The 16,990-nt window shown below is 66.9% G+C and carries 17 protein-coding genes; 5 read left to right on the forward strand and 12 right to left on the reverse strand.

Features of this window, described 5'->3' with window-relative positions:
* The first annotated feature begins 154 nt into the window (after positions 1-154).
* Together MTY59_RS24170 and MTY59_RS24175 are read left to right on the forward strand one after the other, a co-directional pair.
* Complete coding sequence (locus MTY59_RS24170; protein WP_221043391.1) at positions 155-2,971, forward strand: aconitate hydratase; 2,817 nt, start codon at positions 155-157, stop codon at positions 2,969-2,971.
* Positions 2,972-2,996: 25 nt separating this feature from the next.
* Entirely contained in the window at positions 2,997-3,578 is a 582-nt protein-coding gene (locus MTY59_RS24175; protein ID WP_221043392.1) for a TetR/AcrR family transcriptional regulator, read from the forward strand.
* A 38-nt stretch (positions 3,579-3,616) separates the two neighbouring features.
* On the opposite strand, the gene MTY59_RS24180 is transcribed toward MTY59_RS24175, so the two are convergent.
* The 4 genes from MTY59_RS24180 to trxA form a co-directional block, all read right to left on the reverse strand.
* A complete protein-coding gene (locus MTY59_RS24180; protein WP_415823262.1) occupies positions 3,617-3,826 on the reverse strand; it encodes a helix-turn-helix domain-containing protein in 210 nt (69 codons plus the stop codon).
* 89 nt (positions 3,827-3,915) lie between these two features.
* Positions 3,916-5,553: an ABC-F family ATP-binding cassette domain-containing protein gene (locus tag MTY59_RS24185; RefSeq protein ID WP_221043393.1), complete on the reverse strand. Its 1,638-nt coding sequence runs from the start codon at positions 5,551-5,553 to the stop codon at positions 3,916-3,918.
* Between the two features lie 45 nt (positions 5,554-5,598).
* Positions 5,599-6,408, reverse strand: coding sequence for an enoyl-CoA hydratase (locus tag MTY59_RS24190; RefSeq protein WP_221043394.1), 810 nt, complete (start codon positions 6,406-6,408; stop codon positions 5,599-5,601).
* Between the two features lie 52 nt (positions 6,409-6,460).
* Positions 6,461-6,820: a thioredoxin gene (gene trxA, locus MTY59_RS24195; RefSeq protein WP_221043395.1), complete on the reverse strand. Its 360-nt coding sequence runs from the start codon at positions 6,818-6,820 to the stop codon at positions 6,461-6,463.
* Between the two features lie 187 nt (positions 6,821-7,007).
* On the opposite strand from trxA, the gene MTY59_RS24200 reads away from it, so the two are divergent.
* On the forward strand, positions 7,008-8,834 hold the full coding sequence (locus tag MTY59_RS24200; RefSeq protein WP_221043396.1) for an acyl-CoA dehydrogenase: 1,827 nt from the start codon (positions 7,008-7,010) through the stop codon (positions 8,832-8,834).
* A gap of 96 nt (positions 8,835-8,930) precedes the next feature.
* Here the strand turns inward: MTY59_RS24200 and MTY59_RS28040 are convergent, their stop codons facing one another.
* Positions 8,931-9,143, reverse strand: coding sequence for a hypothetical protein (locus tag MTY59_RS28040; RefSeq protein ID WP_250160652.1), 213 nt, complete (start codon positions 9,141-9,143; stop codon positions 8,931-8,933).
* Between MTY59_RS28040 and MTY59_RS24205 the strand changes: the two genes are divergently transcribed.
* Both MTY59_RS24205 and MTY59_RS24210 read left to right on the forward strand, forming a co-directional pair.
* Positions 9,127-9,705, forward strand: coding sequence for a DUF5666 domain-containing protein (locus MTY59_RS24205; RefSeq protein ID WP_250160653.1), 579 nt, complete (start codon positions 9,127-9,129; stop codon positions 9,703-9,705). The genes MTY59_RS28040 and MTY59_RS24205 overlap by 17 nt on opposite strands.
* A 127-nt stretch (positions 9,706-9,832) precedes the next feature.
* Positions 9,833-10,603 carry a DUF5666 domain-containing protein gene (locus MTY59_RS24210; protein WP_221046634.1) on the forward strand — a complete coding sequence of 257 codons (771 nt, stop codon included), beginning with the start codon at positions 9,833-9,835 and terminating at the stop codon, positions 10,601-10,603.
* A 55-nt stretch (positions 10,604-10,658) separates the two neighbouring features.
* Here MTY59_RS24210 and MTY59_RS24215 read toward each other — a convergent pair whose 3' ends face one another.
* The 7 genes from MTY59_RS24215 to MTY59_RS24245 are packed head-to-tail and all read right to left on the reverse strand — an operon-like array spanning position 10,659 to position 16,957.
* Positions 10,659-11,006, reverse strand: a complete 348-nt coding sequence (locus MTY59_RS24215; RefSeq protein ID WP_085289419.1) for a metal-sulfur cluster assembly factor — start codon at positions 11,004-11,006, stop codon at positions 10,659-10,661.
* A complete protein-coding gene (gene sufU / locus MTY59_RS24220; RefSeq protein ID WP_221046635.1) occupies positions 10,981-11,481 on the reverse strand; it encodes a Fe-S cluster assembly sulfur transfer protein SufU in 501 nt (166 codons plus the stop codon). The genes MTY59_RS24215 and sufU overlap by 26 nt, the downstream gene beginning before the upstream one ends.
* Positions 11,478-12,731 carry a cysteine desulfurase gene (locus MTY59_RS24225; protein ID WP_221043398.1) on the reverse strand — a complete coding sequence of 418 codons (1,254 nt, stop codon included), beginning with the start codon at positions 12,729-12,731 and terminating at the stop codon, positions 11,478-11,480. Before MTY59_RS24225 ends, sufU begins: the two co-directional genes overlap by 4 nt.
* Before the next feature lie 2 nt (positions 12,732-12,733).
* On the reverse strand, positions 12,734-13,516 hold the full coding sequence (gene sufC / locus MTY59_RS24230; RefSeq protein WP_221043399.1) for a Fe-S cluster assembly ATPase SufC: 783 nt from the start codon (positions 13,514-13,516) through the stop codon (positions 12,734-12,736).
* Positions 13,513-14,712 (reverse strand): Fe-S cluster assembly protein SufD, encoded by a 1,200-nt coding sequence (gene sufD / locus MTY59_RS24235; RefSeq protein WP_221043400.1) that lies wholly within the window; start codon positions 14,710-14,712, stop codon positions 13,513-13,515. The genes sufC and sufD overlap by 4 nt, the downstream gene beginning before the upstream one ends.
* On the reverse strand, positions 14,709-16,157 hold the full coding sequence (sufB, locus tag MTY59_RS24240; protein WP_221043401.1) for a Fe-S cluster assembly protein SufB: 1,449 nt from the start codon (positions 16,155-16,157) through the stop codon (positions 14,709-14,711). Before sufB ends, sufD begins: the two co-directional genes overlap by 4 nt.
* Positions 16,154-16,957: a helix-turn-helix transcriptional regulator gene (locus MTY59_RS24245; RefSeq protein WP_221043402.1), complete on the reverse strand. Its 804-nt coding sequence runs from the start codon at positions 16,955-16,957 to the stop codon at positions 16,154-16,156. Before MTY59_RS24245 ends, sufB begins: the two co-directional genes overlap by 4 nt.
* Positions 16,958-16,990 lie beyond the last annotated feature (33 nt).

A 16,990-nucleotide genomic window follows, 5' to 3' on the forward strand; every position in this document is an offset into this window, starting at 1 on the left:
GGGGTTTAAACCGGCGGCCCCGGCGACAAGACTGAAAATCAGGAGTGCCGTCGTAATGCAGGACAAGCGTACTGTTAAAGTTGGCCTCATCGTTTGGACGACCCACCGACGCCAGCCCGTCGCGGTGGGAGAACTAAAGACTCTGGGAGTTGAAGTGAGTGATTCTGTGAATTCGTTCGAAGCCCGCGACACCCTCAAGGTCGGCGACCAGAGTTACCAGATCTATCGTCTCGATGCCGTCCCCAACACCGAGAAGCTCCCCTACAGCCTCAAGGTGCTGGCCGAGAACCTGTTGCGCAACGAGGACGGCGCCAACATCACCAAGGACCACATCGAGGCCATCGCGAACTGGGATCCCAAGGCGGAACCCAGCATTGAGATTCAGTACACGCCCGCCCGCGTGGTAATGCAGGACTTCACCGGTGTGCCCTGCATCGTCGACCTGGCCACCATGCGCGAGGCCATCGGCGACCTCGGCGGCAAGGCGGACAAGGTCAACCCGCTCGCGCCCGCCGACCTGGTGATCGACCACTCGGTGATCGCCGACCTGTTCGGCACCGCCGACGCGTTCGAGCGCAACGTCGAGATCGAGTACCAGCGCAACGGTGAGCGCTACCAGTTCCTGCGCTGGGGCCAGGGGGCTTTCCAGGACTTCAAGGTGGTGCCCCCGGGCACCGGCATCGTGCACCAGGTCAACATCGAGTACCTGGCCAGTGTGGTGATGGAGCGCGACGGGGTCGCCTACCCCGACACGTGCGTGGGAACCGACTCGCACACCACGATGGTCAACGGCCTCGGGGTGCTGGGCTGGGGCGTCGGCGGCATCGAGGCCGAGGCCGCGATGCTGGGCCAGCCGGTGTCGATGCTGATCCCGCGCGTCGTCGGCTTCAAGCTGACCGGTGAAATCCAAGCCGGCGTCACCGCCACCGACGTCGTGCTGACCGTCACCGAGATGCTGCGCAAGCACGGTGTCGTCGGCAAGTTCGTCGAGTTCTACGGCAAGGGTGTTTCTGAGGTGCCGCTGGCCAACCGCGCCACGCTGGGCAACATGAGCCCCGAATTCGGTTCCACCGCAGCAATTTTCCCCATCGACGAGGAGACCATCTCCTACCTGAGGTTCACCGGGCGTACCGAGGAGCAGCTGGCACTCGTGGAGACCTACGCCAAAGAGCAGGGGCTGTGGCACGACCCCGACCACGAGCCCGCGTTCTCGGAGTACCTCGAGCTCGACCTCTCCACGGTGGTGCCGTCGATCGCGGGGCCCAAGCGCCCGCAGGACCGAATCGCCTTGTCGGCCGCCAAGTCCACGTTCCGCGAGCAGATCCTCAGCTACGTCGATGGTGACGCGGACGGCCAGCAGGGCTATTCGAAGCTGGACGAGTCGGTCGAGGAGACCTTCCCGGCCAGCGATCCCGGCGCGGTGTCGAACGGACATGCCGACGACGTTCCCGAGGTGCACTCGGCGGCCGCACATGCCAAGGGCCGCCCGAGCAGCCCGGTGACCGTAAAGTCCGACGAGCGCGGCGAATTCGTGCTGGACCACGGCGCGGTGGTGATCGCCGCGGTCACGTCGTGCACCAACACCTCCAACCCCGAGGTGATGCTGGGCGCCGCGCTGCTGGCCCGCAACGCCGTCGAGAAGGGACTGTCGTCCAAGCCGTGGGTCAAGACCACCATGGCGCCCGGCTCGCAGGTGGTCAACGACTACTACGACAAGGCCGGCCTGTGGCCGTATCTGGAGAAGCTCGGCTTCTACCTGGTCGGCTACGGCTGCACCACCTGCATCGGCAACTCCGGTCCGCTGCCCGACGAAATCTCCAAGGCCATCAACGACAACGACCTGTCGGTGACCGCCGTGCTCTCGGGCAACCGGAACTTCGAGGGCCGCATCAACCCCGACGTCAAAATGAACTACCTGGCGTCGCCGCCGCTGGTGGTCGCCTACGCGCTGGCCGGCACCATGGACTTCGACTTCGAGTCCCAGCCGCTGGGCAAGGATAAAGAAGGCAACGAGGTCTATCTCAAGGACATCTGGCCTTCGCAGCAGGACGTCTCCGACACCATCGCCTCGGCGATCAATCAGGAGATGTTCACCAAGAACTACCGCGACGTGTTCAAGGGCGACGAACGGTGGCGCAACCTGCCCACCCCGAGCGGCAACACCTTTGAGTGGGACCCGGATTCGACCTACGTCCGCAAGCCCCCGTACTTCGACGGCATGCCGGCCGAGCCCGAGCCGGTCACCGACATCACCGGCGCCCGGGTGCTGGCGCTGCTGGGCGATTCGGTGACCACCGACCACATCTCTCCCGCCAGCAGCATCAAGCCGGGGACCCCGGCGGCGCAGTACCTCGACGAGCACGGCGTGGAACGCAAGGACTACAACTCCTTCGGCTCGCGGCGCGGCAACCACGAGGTGATGATCCGCGGCACGTTCGCCAACATCCGGCTGCGCAACCTGCTGCTCGACGACGTGTCCGGCGGCTACACCCGCGACTTCACCCAGGACGGCGCACCGCAGGCGTTCATCTACGACGCGGCGCAAAACTATGCGGCACAAGACATTCCGCTGGTGGTGCTGGGCGGTAAGGAATACGGGTCGGGCTCGTCGCGAGACTGGGCCGCCAAGGGAACGCGGCTGCTCGGCGTTCGCGCGGTGATCGCCGAGTCGTTCGAGCGCATTCACCGCTCCAACCTGATCGGCATGGGCGTGATCCCGTTGCAGTTCCCCGACGGCAAGTCGGCCACGGATCTGGGTATCGACGGCACCGAGGTGTTCGACATCACCGGGATCGAAGAACTCAACGACGGCAAGACGCCGAAGACGGTGCACGTCAAGGCCGCCAAGGAGGACGGAGACGACATCGAGTTCGACGCGGTGGTGCGCATCGACACCCCCGGCGAGGCCGACTACTACCGCAACGGCGGCATCCTGCAGTACGTGCTGCGCAACATGCTCAAGTCCGGCTAGTCCCGGCCCGAATCCACCTCCCCCCGTGCCCAAGGTCAGCGAGGACCATCTGGCGGCTCGACGCCGCCAGATCCTCGACGGCGCCCGCCGTTGCTTTGCCGAATACGGCTACGAGCAAGCGACGGTGCGCCGGCTGGAGAAGGCGATCGGGATGTCGCGTGGCGCGATCTTCCACCACTTCCGGGACAAGGACGCGTTGTTCTTCGCCCTCGCCCACGAGGACGCCGAGCGGATGGCCGACGTGGCTTCCCGCGCCGGACTCATCCAGGTGATGCGCGACATGCTGGCCGCGCCGGACCAGTTCGACTGGCTGGCCACCAGATTGGAGATCGCCCGCAAGCTGCGCAACGATCCCGCGTTCAGCCAGGGATGGGCGGAACGTTCGGCCGAGCTGGCAGCGGCGACCACCGATCGGTTACGCCGGCAGAAGGAGGCACACCGGGTGCGCGACGACGTGCCCGGCGACGTGCTGCAGTGCTATCTGGAGTTGGTGCTCGACGGCCTGGTGGCCCGATCGGCGTCCGGCGAGGATCCCCGGCGCCTATCCGCGGTCCTGGACCTGGTGGAAAACTCGGTGCGCCGCAACGACTCTGAGAAGCGATCGTAACGTCACTGCGAACAAGGGGACGTGATTTCGCAGTGACGCTACGCCCGCGCGATCTTGGCGGTCCGGTTGGGGCCGCCGCGGCTGCGCATTGTGGTGCCCGACTCCCGCAGCAAGCTGTGAACCGACCCGTACGACCTGCCGGTCTTCGCGACCAGGCTGCGGATGCTGGCGCCGCCTTCGTAGGCGTGGCGCAGTTCGTCCAACAACTGGTCGCGTGACTTGGCCGACCTATGCAGTGTTCTCTTCATGGTTCCTCCGGCGCAGGACACGATCGCAAGCACCCAGAGTAAGAAGCCGCTGTCGGCCGCGGGCCGATTTCGCGAAATCGCACGCGAAGTCAGGCGAGTTCGATGAGATCCCGGTATTCGTCGGACCAGAAGTCCTCGGTGCCGTCGGGCAACAACACGACGCGTTGCGGGTCGAGCGCCTCGGCGGCACCGGGGTCGTGCGTCACCAAAACCACCGCGCCCTGGTAGCTGCGCAGCGCGTCGAGCACCTGCTCGCGCGAGGCCGGGTCGAGGTTGTTCGTCGGCTCGTCGAGCAACAGCACGTTGGCGGTCGAGGCCACCAACCCGGCCAGCGCGAGCCGGGTCTTCTCGCCGCCGGACAGGGTCCCCGCCGGCTGGTCGAGCTGGGGGCCGCTGAACATGAACGCGCCCAACAGGCCGCGCAGGTCCTGCTCGCCCGAATCCGGTGCGGCGTGGCGGATGTTCTCCCACACAGTCGCGTCGTTGTCGAGCGTGTCGTGCTCCTGGGCGAAGTAGCCGATCCGCAGCCCGTGTCCGGGCTCGAGTCCCCCGGTGTCGGGCGCCTCGGTGCCGGCCAGGATTCTCAGCAAGGTGGTCTTGCCGGCGCCGTTGAGGCCCAGCACCACCACCCGAGAGCCGCGGTCGATCGCCAGGTCGACACCGGTGAACACCTCCAGCGACCCGTAGGACTTGCTCAACCCGGTGGCCACCAGCGGCGTGCGCCCGCACGTGGCCGGGTTGGGGAACTTGATGCGGGCCACCTTGTCGGCCACCCGCTCGTCGTCGAGCGCGGCCATCATCCGGTCGGCACGACGCAACATGTTTTGCGCTGCAACGGCTTTGGTGGCCTTGGCGCCGAGCTTGGCGGCCTGCGAGCGCAGCGCGGTGGCCTTGCGTTCGGCGTTGGCGCGTTCCCGGCGCCGGCGCTGCTCGTCGGTGGCCCGCGCGTCGAGGTATTTCTGCCACGTCATGTTGTAGACGTCGACCTCGCCGCGCACCGCGTCCAGGAACCACACCCGGTTGACGACGTCGGCGAGCAGTTCGACGTTGTGGCTGATGATCACCAGCCCGCCGGTGTGCGCGCGCAGAAAATCACGCAGCCAGCCGATGGAATCCGCGTCCAGGTGGTTGGTCGGCTCGTCGAGCAGCAGCGTGGTCGACGAACCCGACATCCCCGCGCCGCCTTCCGACGCGGCGAACAGGATGCGGGCCAGCTCCACCCGGCGGCGCTGCCCGCCAGACAGCGTGCGCAGCTGCTGCGTCAGCACCCGTTCCGGCAGGCCCAGACTCGCGCAGATGCGGCTCGCTTCGCTTTCCGCGCCATAGCCGCCCAGGGCGACGAAACGCTCCTCCAGCTGCCCGTACCGGCGGATCGCGCGGTCGCGGGCGTCATCATCGGCGACCTCGGCCATCAACGCCTGCTGCTTTTCCAGGTCGGTCAGCAACACGTCGAGCCCGCGGGCCGACAGCACCCGGTCGCGGGCCAGCACGTCGAGGTCGCCCTCTTTGGGATCCTGTGGCAGATAACCGATTTCGCCGACGCGGTTGATCGCGCCCGCGTAGGGTTCGGTCTCCCCAGCCAAGATGCGCAGCGTGGTGGTCTTGCCGGCGCCGTTGCGGCCCACCAGCCCGATGCGGTCGCCGGGCTGCACGCGCAGGTCGGGACCGTCCGGGGAGAGCAGGATGCGCGCACCAGCGCGGACCTCGAGGTCCGTGGCCGTGATCACGATCGCTCTCCTTGTTGAAAAGACGCCTATTTGTTTAAAAGACGCCTATTTGTCGTCGGTGAACACCGGTGGTCGTCGTTCTGCGCGCGCGGTAACCGCTTCTTCGAAGTTGGCGGTGAGCAGGCGGACGAATAGCTGTCCCAAGCCTTCGGCTTGCATGTGCCCTTCCAGGCTACCGGCGTCCAGTCCACTCCACAGTGTGCGCTTGGTCAACTCGATGCCCGGCCGCGAGAAGGCCGCTATCCGCGCGGCGATGGCGTAGCAGGTGTCCAGGAGTTGCTCATCGGGCACCTGGCAGGACACCAGCCCGATGCGCTCGGCCTCCTCGGCGCTGATATCGCGACCGGTCAGCATGATCTCGAAGGCGCGCGACGAGCCGATCGCCCGCGGCAGCAGGTAGGACAGCCCCAGTTCGCTGGCGGTCAGCCCGTTGTTGATGCCGGCGGCGCGGAAGTACGCGCTGGTCGAGGCCACCCGGATGTCGGCGGCCAGGGCCAGGCACAGGCCGCCGCCGATGGCGGGACCGTTGACCGCGGCGATCACCGGTTGGTGCAGCCGGCGCAGCGCCAGGATCACCTCGTCGAGGATCTCCATGGAGCGCAGCGCGTATGTCGGGCGGGTCAGGCCATCGACGTGGGGCACCGAGCCCGCGGACTTGTGATCGGCGCCGGAGGAAAAGCCGCGACCGGCCCCGGTCAGCACGACCACGCGTACCGAATTGTCGTAAGTGACCTTTTCCAGCGCCTCCTTGAGCGGGAGCATGACGTCGAACGCCATGGAGTTCATCCGCTCAGGTCGATTCAGGGTTATCAGCGCCACGCCGGGCCGCGGGTGGTCTACCAGTACCAAACTCACCCATGCAACCTAGCGCGTAGCTGACCGTGGTCTGCGCGCAGCGCGGCGCGGCTTATTCGGCTTGCCCGGCCTCGGCCTCGGCGGCGTCGACGTCGAAGGCACGGACTTGGGCGACCAGGTCCTCCAGGGCGGCCGGCGGCAGGGCACCGGGCTGGTTGAACAGCAGTTTGCCCTTCTTGAACGCCATCAGTGTCGGGATAGACCGGATCTGGGCCGCCGCGGCCAGCTGTTGTTCGGCCTCGGTGTCGACTTTGGCGTGCACGATGTCGGGGTGTTTTTCCGCCGACGCCTGGAAAGTGGGACCGAACTGGCGGCATGGGCCGCACCAGGACGCCCAGAAGTCGACGAGCACGATGTCGTTGCCCGCGATGGTTTCGTTGAACTTCTCAGCGGTGAGATCAAGTGTTGTCACATTTGCCGTAACGCCCGGCGCCGACCCGATGTTCCCCGATGTGCCCGGAGTCCGGAATGCGGCTATCGACGCGCGCGGCCACTACGGCCTCGCCCGACCGGGGCTGGTTACGGTTGCGTACGTTTTCCCGCGTCCGACAGACTGGGCCTGACGATCCGCCGTCTCGAGGACCAGTGAGGGAATCGCGTTGGGCCACTACATCGCAAACGTTCGTGATATCGAGTTCAACCTTTTCGAAGTGCTCGATGTCGGCGCTGTTTTGGGCACCGGCGGCTACAGTGACCTCGACGAGGACACGGTCAAAACGATATTGGCCGAAGCCGCTCGCCTCGCCGAAGGGCCGGTGGCCGAATCCTTCGCCTTCGCGGACCGCAATCCGCCGGTATTCGACCCGGCCGAGCACAAGATCACGGTGCCCGACGAGTTGGCCAAGACGGTGGCGGCGCTCAAGGAGGCCGGCTGGTGGCGGCTGGGCATGGCCGAAGAGATCGGCGGCATGCCCGCCCCGCCGCCGCTGGCCTGGGCGGTCAACGAGATGCTCATCTGCGCCAATCCGTCGGCGAACTTCTTTTGCCTGGGCCCCTTCATGTCTCAGGCGTTGTATGTCGAGGGCAACGAGCAGCAGCGGCAATGGGCCGCGCAGGGCGTGGAGCGGGGCTGGGCGGCCACCATGGTGCTCACCGAACCCGACGCGGGCTCCGACGTCGGCGCAGGCCGCGCCAAAGCCATCGAACAACCCGACGGCACCTGGCACATCGAGGGCGTCAAGCGCTTCATCTCCGGCGGCGACGTGGGCGATACCGCCGAGAACATCTTCCATCTGGTGCTGGCCCGCCCGGAGGGCGCCGGACCGGGCACCAAGGGGCTGAGCCTGTTCTACGTGCCCAACTTCCTGTTCGACCCCGAGACCTTCGAACTCGGCCCCCGCAACGGCGTTTACGTCACCGGGGTGGAACACAAGATGGGCATCAAGTCCTCCCCCACGTGCGAATTGACTTTCGGCGCAACGGATGTCCCCGCTGTCGGTTACCTGGTCGGCGATGTGCACCGGGGCATTGCGCAGATGTTCACCGTGATCGAGCAGGCGCGCATGACGATTGGCGTCAAAGCGGCCGGCACGCTGTCCACCGGTTACCTGAACGCGCTGGCCTTCGCCAAGGAGCGGGTGCAGGGTGCGGACCTGACGCAGATGTCCGACAAGACCGCACCGCGGGTCACGATCATTCACCATCCCGACGTGCGTCGCAGCCTGATGACCCAGAAGGCGTACGCGGAGGGGCTGCGCGCGCTCTACATGTATGCCGCCGCACATCAGGATGATGCTGTGGCCCAACGTGTTTCGGGCGCAAATCCCGAGATGGCACACCGCATCGACGATCTGCTGCTGCCGATCGTCAAGGGGGTCAGCTCGGAGCGCGCCTATGAGGTACTGACTGAGTCACTGCAGACGTTGGGCGGCTCCGGCTTTTTGGCCGACTATCCGCTCGAGCAGTACATCCGCGATTCCAAGATCGACTCGCTCTATGAGGGCACCACCGCCATCCAGGCGCTGGACTTCTTCTTCCGCAAGATCGTGCGCGACCGGGGTCAGGCCCTGCAGTTCTTGACGACTCAGATCACCGCGACCATCGACGACTGCGACGAGGCGCTCAAGCCGATCGCCCAGCTGGTCCAGACCGCGTACGACGATGTCACGGCGATGACGGGCGCGCTGACCGGCTACCTGATGTCCGCAACGCAGCACCCGACCGAGATCTACAAGGTGGGGCTAGGATCGGTGCGCTATCTGCTCGCGGTCGGCGATCTGCTGATCGGCTGGCGGTTGCTGGTGCAGGCCGGCATCGCGACCCGCGCGCTGGCCGATGGGCCCGGGAATGACGAAGCGTTCTATCGGGGCAAGATCGCGACCGCGGCGTTCTTCGCCAAGAACATGCTGCCGAAGCTCACCTCGCTGCGCGGCGTCATCGAGGCCATCGACGACGAGATCATGAAGGTGGCCGAAGAGGCGTTCTGAGCCCGGGCAGATACACAGGTTAGGCACAGTTTAATCGGGTAAACCATGACGTTGGCTCTTACCGACGAATGGAGAAACGTTGATGTCTGCCAGCTGTCAAGTGCCCCGGCTCACTCGCTTCGCGGTTTTCGCCGTCGCGGGAGCCACCGCATTGTCCCTGTCCGCCTGCGGGTCGTCGAACAAATCCAATTCCACGTCAACTTCCACCTCAACCTCGACGTCGACCATCACGTCGACGACCACCTCGTCCACCCCTAACGCCGAAGCGCGGGTCAGCGGTCTGATCGCCTCGGTGGCCGGCAATTCCATTCAGGTCACCAAGGAAGACAACGCGACTGCCTCGGTCAACTTCACCTCGACTACCAAGATCACCGAGGTCGTTCCGGCCGGGCTGCCAGACGTCACCCCGGGCAGCTGCGTCAGCGTCAAGCCGACGGAGGGATCGGCGCCCGGCCAGGCGGTCACCGCGGCGTCGGTGAAGATCAGCCAGTCCGTGAATGGCGCCTGCCCCAAGCCTCCGCAGTCCGCGCCCGGCGCTTCGACCACCACGCCGCCGTCCCTTCCGCCGTCGCAGGCCCCCGCGAAACCGGCGTGGGTCCGGGGCTCGGTGGCGTCGGTATCCGGTAACACCATCAACGTGACCAACACCGATCCCAGCGGCAACACCACGCAAACGACCGTGACGGTCGATGACAAGACCAAATACAGCAAGCAGTCGTCCGCGAACACCGACGCGATCACGCCGGGCAAATGCCTGTCGGCGCGCGGAACCCAGGACAACGGCGGCGCACTGCAGGCGACGAGCATCAACCTACGACAGGCCGTCGACGGCAAGTGCGGCAAGCCCAACCAGCCCGGCCACGGCGGCTGACCCGGCCGGGACTGAGTGAGATTGCCGTCACTCCCGCCGGGCGTGGCGTGAGAACCGCGCCCGGTGGGGGTATTGCTTAGGACGGCGAAACGTTTGATCGGAGATGGGTTCTGTGGCTGCCATATCGTTGAAGAACCGGCGGACACAGGTCGCGCTCTCTGTCATTGTTGCTTTCGTCGCGGTATGCGTCGCCATGTGTGGCTCCTCGCACGAGACCTCGACCAGCAGCGCCCCGCCGGTCCCGCCGAGCGCAGCCCCCAACGCCGCGCCGCCGCCGGCGCCCCCGCCACCTCCGGGGCCCCCGCCACCTCCGGTCGGCAAGGACTATGTCGAGGGCATGGTGCAGTCGAATTCGAATGGCACGATCGCGCTTCGGACCCGATCGGGCTCGGCGACGGTGGACTACACACCGCAGACCAGGGTCATGGACGTCACCCCGGCGAAGCTGACCGACGTGACGCCCGGCAGTTGCGTGAACGTCAAAGCCACCCCGCAGAGCGCGCCGCCCCCCGGTGCTCCAGCGCCCGGCGGGCCGCCCCCCGGGCCGATCACCGCGCAGGCCGTGACGGTCACCCAGTCCGCGGACGGCAAGTGCCCGCCGCCGGCCGGCTTCTACGGCACCGTGGCCTCGGTGACGGGCAACACGATCGCCGTCAACGGCCTGGGCCCCGGCGGGCCGGGCGCCGCCACCAACGTGACCGTCGCCGATTCGACCTCATACCAGCGGCAGACGCCGTCGGACACCCAGGCGATCACCAACGGTAAATGCATTGGGGCCCAAGGAACTCAGGACGGTGGCGTCCTGCACGCGGCGATGATCAGTGTGGAGACGTGCCCACCCATGGGGCGTCCGCACCCCCACCTGCACCTGCCCCACCTCCCGCACATCCACCTCTAGGAGGCGCGGGAAACCGCGGTGGCGGCCAAGGCACTGAAAGAGCGAAAAGCCGGACTCAGACGGTGAAGCCGAGGGCGCGCAGCTGCTCGCGGCCGTCCTCGGTGATCTTGTCCGGACCCCACGGCGGGTTCCACACCCAGTTGATCCGCAGGTCGTCGACCAGACCGGCGCCCACCAGCGCACTGCGGGACTGGTCTTCGATGACGTCGGTCAGCGGGCAGGCCGCCGACGTCAGCGTCATGTCGATCAGGGCGACCGTTCCCTCGTCGCCGTCTTCGACGTTCAGCCCGTAGACGAGTCCCAAATCGACGACGTTGATGCCGAGTTCGGGGTCGACGACGTCACGCATCGCCTCCTCGAGGTCGGCAAGGAATTCCTCACCCTGCGCGGTGGTTTCGCTCATCTGTGACCTCCTCGAAGTCTGCTTCTTGGTCCGAACAAGCCTTGACCAAAGCATCTTTGAACGCCATCCAGCCCAATAGCGCGCATTTCACCCGCGCCGGATACTTGGCCACCCCGGCGAACGCGATCCCATCGCCCAGCACGTCCTCGTCGCCCTCGATGGTGCCGCGCGAGGACACCATCTCGGTGAACGCGGCGATGGTCTTGAGCGCCTCGCCGACGCTTTGACCGATCACCTGTTGGGTCAGCACCGAGGTCGCGGCCTGGCTGATGGAGCAGCCCTGCCCGTCATAGGACACGTCGGCGACGGTCTCGCCGTCCTCGGACAGCGCCACCCTCAGGGTGACCTCGTCACCGCAGACGGGGTTGACGTGAAACACCTCGGCGCCGAACGGCTCCCGCAGCCCCCGGTGCTGCGGGTGCTTGTAGTGGTCCAGGATCACGTCCTGATACATCTGTTCGAGACGCAATGTCAGCCTCTCCCAAAGAAATCCAGAGCGCGGCGGACACCGGCAACCAAGCGCTCGACCTCCTCGGTGGTGTTGTACACCCCGAAGGACGCCCGAGCAGTGGCCGCGAGACCGAACCGGCGATGCAGCGGCATGGCGCAGTGGTGTCCCACCCGCACCGCGACGCCCTCGTCGTCGAGCACCTGGCCGACGTCGTGGGCGTGCACGCCGTCGACGACGAAAGACACCGGCGAGGCGCGGTTCTCCATCGACGCCGGCCCGACGATGCGGACGCCGTCGATGCCGGACAGCCCGTCGATGGCCGCGGCAACCAGCTGGTGCTCGTGGGCCTGCACGGCTTCCATGCCGAGGGCGCCGAGATAGCGCGTGGCCGCACCCAATCCGACCACCTGCGACGTCATCGGCGTGCCGGCCTCGAACCGCTGCGGCACCGCGGCATAGGTGGACGCTTCCATGGTCACGGCCTCGATCATCGAACCGCCGGTCAAGAACGGCGGCAGCGCCGACAGCACCTCGCGCCGTCCGTAGAGGACGCCGATGCCGTTGGGGCCCAGCATCTTATGCCCCGAGAACGCGGCGAAGTCCACGTCGAGGGCGTGGAGGTCGACGGGCTGGTGCGGCACCGACTGGCAGGCGTCGAGCACGGTGAGCGCGCCCACGGCCCGGGCGCGGCTGACCAGCTCGGCCACCGGGGCCACCGCGCCGGTGACGTTGGAATGATGAGTAAAGGCAACGACTTTGACGCGTTCGTCGAGCTGCAGCGAGTCGAGGTCGATGCGGCCGTCGTCGGTGACCCCATACCAGCGCAGGGTCGCCCCGGTGCGCCGAGCGAGTTCCTGCCAGGGAACGAGGTTGGCGTGATGCTCGAGCTCGGTGGTGACGATGACGTCTCCGGGTCCGACGGCACGCTCGAAACGCTTGTCCCCCAGCACATATGACACCAGGTTGAGCGCCTCGGTGGCGTTCTTGGTGAACACCAGCTCGTCCGCGTCGGCGCCCACGAACGCCGCGACGTCGGCACGGCCCTGCTCGTAGGCGTCGGTGGCCTCCTCCATCAGCTGATGAGCGCCGCGGTGCACGGCACCGTTGGACGTCAACAGAAATTCCCGCTCGGCGTCGAGCACCTGCAGCGGCCGCTGCGACGTCGCGCCGGAATCCAGGTACGCCAACACATTTCCGCTGCGCATCACGCGCTTGAGGATGGGGAAATCGGCGCGGATCGCGTCAACGTCCAAAGGCGCAGCTGAGGCCGTCATCGCTACGCCCCAGTTGCCGCCGCTTGGGAGAAGCGGACGTAGCCGTTCTGCTCGAGTTCGTCGGCCAGTTCAGGACCGCCGGATTCGGCGATGCGCCCGCCGACGAACACGTGCACGTATTCGGGGCGGATGTAGCGCAGGATGCGGGTGTAGTGCGTGATCAGCAGGACGCCGCCGTGCTCGGTCTCGGCGTAACGGTTTACGCCCTCGCTGACCACCCGCAGCGCGTCGACGTCGAGACCGGAGTCGGTCTCGTCGAGGATGGCGATCTTGGGCTTGAGCAGTTCCAGCTGCAGGATCTCGTGGCGCTTCTTCTCACCGCCGGAGAAACCCTCGTTGACGCTGCGCTCGGCGAACGCCGGGTCGATCTCCAGCGAGCCCATGGCCGCCTTGACCTCTTTGACCCAGTGCCGCAGCTTGGGGGCCTCGCCGCGCACGGCGGTCGCCGCCGAGCGCAGGAAGTTCGACACCGAGACGCCGGGCACCTCGACGGGATACTGCATGGCCAAGAAGATTCCGGCCCGCGCGCGCTCGTCGATGCTCATCGCGAGCACATCCTGGCCGTCCAGGGTGATGGAGCCCGAGGTCACCGTGTACTTGGGGTGACCGGCGATGGCGTAGGACAGCGTCGACTTGCCCGACCCGTTGGGGCCCATCAAGGCATGTGTCTCACCGGATTTCACCGTCAGGTCGACGCCGTGGAGGATGGGGATCTCCCGCTCCGACTCGGCGGCGTTCGGGTTGACGACGCTGACGTGCAGATCTTTGATTTCCAGAGTGGTCATGAGGCTGTTGTTTCCGTCTTTTCCGTGATGGCCAGTTCGTGTTCAATCGCTGCGGTCAGGCGTTCCCGTATCTCGGGCACCGCGATCTTGGAGATGATTTCGGCGAAGAAGCCGCGGATGACCAGGCGGCGCGCCTGCTCCTCGGGGATGCCGCGGGAGCGTAGGTAGAACAGTTGCTCGTCGTCGAAACGGCCAGTGGCACTGGCGTGCCCGGCGCCGACGATCTCACCCGTCTCGATCTCCAGGTTGGGCACCGAGTCGGCGCGCGCGCCGTCGGTGAGCACCAGGTTGCGGTTCACCTCGAAGGTGTCGGTGCCGGTGGCGTCGGCGCGGATCAGCACGTCGCCGATCCAGACCGTGTGTGCGTCGGGCAGCGCGGAGTCCGGATCGCCTTGCAGCGCACCCTTGTACAGCACGTTGGACTTGCAGTCGGGCTGGGCGTGATCCACCAGCAGCCGCGACTCCAGGTGCTGCCCGTCGTCGGCGAAGTACAGCCCGAGCAGCTCGGCGTCGCCGCCCGGGCCCAGGTACCGCACGTTGGCCGTCATCCGGACCACCTCGCCACCGAGCGTGACCGCGACGTGACGCAGCACCGCGTCCTTGCCCAGCTTGGCGTGCTGCATGCTGACATGCACGGCGTCGTCGGCCCAGTCGGCCAGCCACACCACGGTGAGCCGGGCGGCGTCGTCGACGACGAATTCGACGTTGTCGGCCAGCGTTCCGCTGCCCCGGTGGTCGATGACCACGACCGCCTCGGCGAGCTCGGAGACCCGGATCTGCAGGTGCCCGTAGGCCACCGCACCCTCGCCGGGTCCGGTGATGGTGACACCGATCGGCTCGGCGATCTGGGTGTCGCGCTCGACGGTGATCAGGGTCGCGGAGTTGAACGACGAAAATGCCTGCGCGGCAACACGGTCGGTCGGCACGCCAGCCTGGCCGAGGCGCTCGTCGCCGCGGGAGACGGTCTCGACCCGCAGGCCGGGCTGCTCCCTGACGCCGATCGCGGCCTTGCCGGTGGCGCGCGCCGAACCGTCGTGCAGGCCGCGCAGCCGGCGCAGCGGGGTGAACCGCCAGATTTCGTCGCGGCCGTGCGGCACCTCGAAAGCGTCCACATCGAACGAGGAGAACAACTCCCCCTTATTCAATGCGGTAAGCGAACTCCCCTCGACGGCCGAAGTCAGATTGTCGGCGATCATCCGACAGCGCCCTCCATCTGCAACTCGATCAGCCGGTTGAGCTCGAGCGCGTACTCCATCGGCAGCTCTTTGGCGATCGGCTCGACGAAGCCGCGCACCACCATGGCCATCGCCTCGTCCTCGGTCAGGCCACGGCTCATCAGGTAGAACAGCTGGTTCTCGCTGACCTTCGACACGGTGGCCTCGTGGCCCATGGTGACGTCGTCCTCGCGGATGTCGACGTAGGGGTAGGTGTCGCTGCGGCTGATCGCATCCACCAGCAGCGCATCACATTTCACGCTGGACCGCGATCCGTGCGCGCCCTTGTTCACCTGCACCAGGCCGCGGTAGGAGGTGCGGCCGCCGCCGCGCGCCACGGACTTGGACACGATGTTGCTCGACGTGTTCGGCGCCAGGTGCAGCATCTTCGCGCCGGTGTCCTGGTGCTGGTCCTCGCCGGCGAAGGCGACCGAGAGCACCTCGCCCGTGGCGTGCTCGCCGGTCATCCAGACCGCCGGGTACTTCATGGTGACCTTCGACCCGATGTTGCCGTCGACCCACTCCATGGTGGCGCCGGCCTCGGCCCGGGCCCGCTTGGTGACCAGGTTGTAGACGTTGCCGGACCAGTTCTGGATCGTCGTGTAGCGAACGCGCGCATTGGGTTTCACGATGATCTCGACCACCGCGGAGTGCAGCGAATCCGACTTGTAGATCGGCGCGGTGCAGCCCTCGACGTAGTGCACGTAGGAGCCCTCGTCGGCGATGATCAGCGTCCGCTCGAACTGACCCATGTTCTCGGTGTTGATCCGGAAGTAGGCCTGCAGCGGGATGTCGACGTGCACGCCCTTCGGGACGTAGATGAACGAGCCGCCGCTCCACACCGCGGTGTTCAGCGCGGAGAACTTGTTGTCCCCGGCCGGGATCACGGTGCCGAAGTACTCCCGGAAGATCTCGGGGTGCTCGCGCAGCGCCGTGTCGGTGTCCTGGAAGATGACGCCCTGCTTTTCCAGGTCCTCACGGATGGAGTGGTAGACGACCTCCGACTCGTACTGAGCCGCGACGCCGGAGACCAGCCGCTGCTTCTCGGCTTCCGGGATGCCCAGCCTGTCGTAGGTGTTCTTGATGTCCGCGGGCAGGTCGTCCCACGTCGCCGCCTGCTTCTCGCTGGAGCGCACGAAGTACTTGATGTTGTCGAAGTCGATGCCCTGCAGGTTCGAGCCCCACCCCGGCATCGGCTTGCGGTCGAAGATGCGCAGCGCCTTCAGCCGGGTCTGCAGCATCCACTCGGGCTCGTTCTTCTTCGCCGAGATGTCGCGGACGACGGCCTCGGACAGGCCGCGCTGGGCGCTGGCCCCGGCGACGTCGGAGTCCGACCAGCCGTAGCCGTACCGCCCCAGGGAGGCGATCGCCTCTTCCTGGGTCAGCGGCGCGGTAGCCGTCTTGCTGGCCTCGGGTGTGAGTGTCATCGAGACGCTCCTTTGGTGCTCGTGGTGTCGTGGCGCAGGCTGGGCGCCTGAGTCAGGGGTACGTGCGTGGTGCAGGCGCAGTCGCCGTTGACGATGGTCGCCAACCGCTGGACGTGGGTGCCCAATACCTCGGCCATGGCCTGCTGTTCGGCGTCGCACAGCTCGGGGAATTCCTCGGCGACGTGCGACACCGGGCAGTGGTGCTGGCAGATCTGCACGCCGTGGATCGGCCCGCCGACCTGCGTGGTGGTGGTGACATAGCCGGCCTTGGTCAACGCGGTGGCGATCCGGTCGGCGGCCGCCTCGACGTCGGTGTCCGCCGCGCTGTCCGCTCCGGGAACGTCGGCCAGGATGGCGTCGATGCGCTGCCGGGCGAAAGCCTGCACCGCCTCTTCACCACCGATCTCCCGGAGTTGCCGCATGGCCGCCGCCGCCAGGTCGTCGTAAGCGTGGTCGAGCTTGGCCCGCCCGGCCGCCGTCAGCCGGTAGCGCTTGGCGGGTCGTCCGCGTCCCACCTGCTGCCACGCCGCGGCCGCGGTGGACTCGGCGTCACCGGCCTCGATCAGGGCGTCGAGGTGGCGTCGCACACCGGCGGCCGTCAAACCCAGCCGGTCACCGATCTCGGCGGCGGTGATCGATCCGGATTCCACCAGCAGGCGCACGATCGCGCGGCGGGTGTGACCATCCGGCACCGGCGCGCCGACGTCCGCCGCGCCGGTACCGGCGTCAGCGGCCCCATCGAGGCTGGTTCGGATTTTCACAACACCAGTGTGACGCAATTCCGGGGATCGGTCTAGCAAGGGTCCCCTGTTCTGGCGTTGCGCTGCTCACAG

The sequence above is a fragment of the Mycobacterium senriense genome (genome assembly GCF_019668465.1).
Lineage (GTDB): Bacteria > Actinomycetota > Actinomycetes > Mycobacteriales > Mycobacteriaceae > Mycobacterium > Mycobacterium senriense.

Coding starts and splice junctions, on each gene's coding strand:
- MTY59_RS24215 (WP_085289419.1), bottom strand. CDS start 11,006: ATGAGCGAAACCACCGCGCAGGGTGAGGAATTCCTTGCCGACCTCGAG.
- MTY59_RS24225 (WP_221043398.1), bottom strand. CDS start 12,731: ATGACGGCCTCAGCTGCGCCTTTGGACGTTGACGCGATCCGCGCCGAT.
- sufC (WP_221043399.1), bottom strand. CDS start 13,516: ATGACCACTCTGGAAATCAAAGATCTGCACGTCAGCGTCGTCAACCCG.
- sufD (WP_221043400.1), bottom strand. CDS start 14,712: ATGATCGCCGACAATCTGACTTCGGCCGTCGAGGGGAGTTCGCTTACC.
- MTY59_RS28040 (WP_250160652.1), bottom strand. CDS start 9,143: ATGGAATTGCCGGCCACCGAGGCGATCAGACCGCTGACCCGCGCTTCG.
- MTY59_RS24180 (WP_415823262.1), bottom strand. CDS start 3,826: ATGAAGAGAACACTGCATAGGTCGGCCAAGTCACGCGACCAGTTGTTG.
- sufB (WP_221043401.1), bottom strand. CDS start 16,157: ATGACACTCACACCCGAGGCCAGCAAGACGGCTACCGCGCCGCTGACC.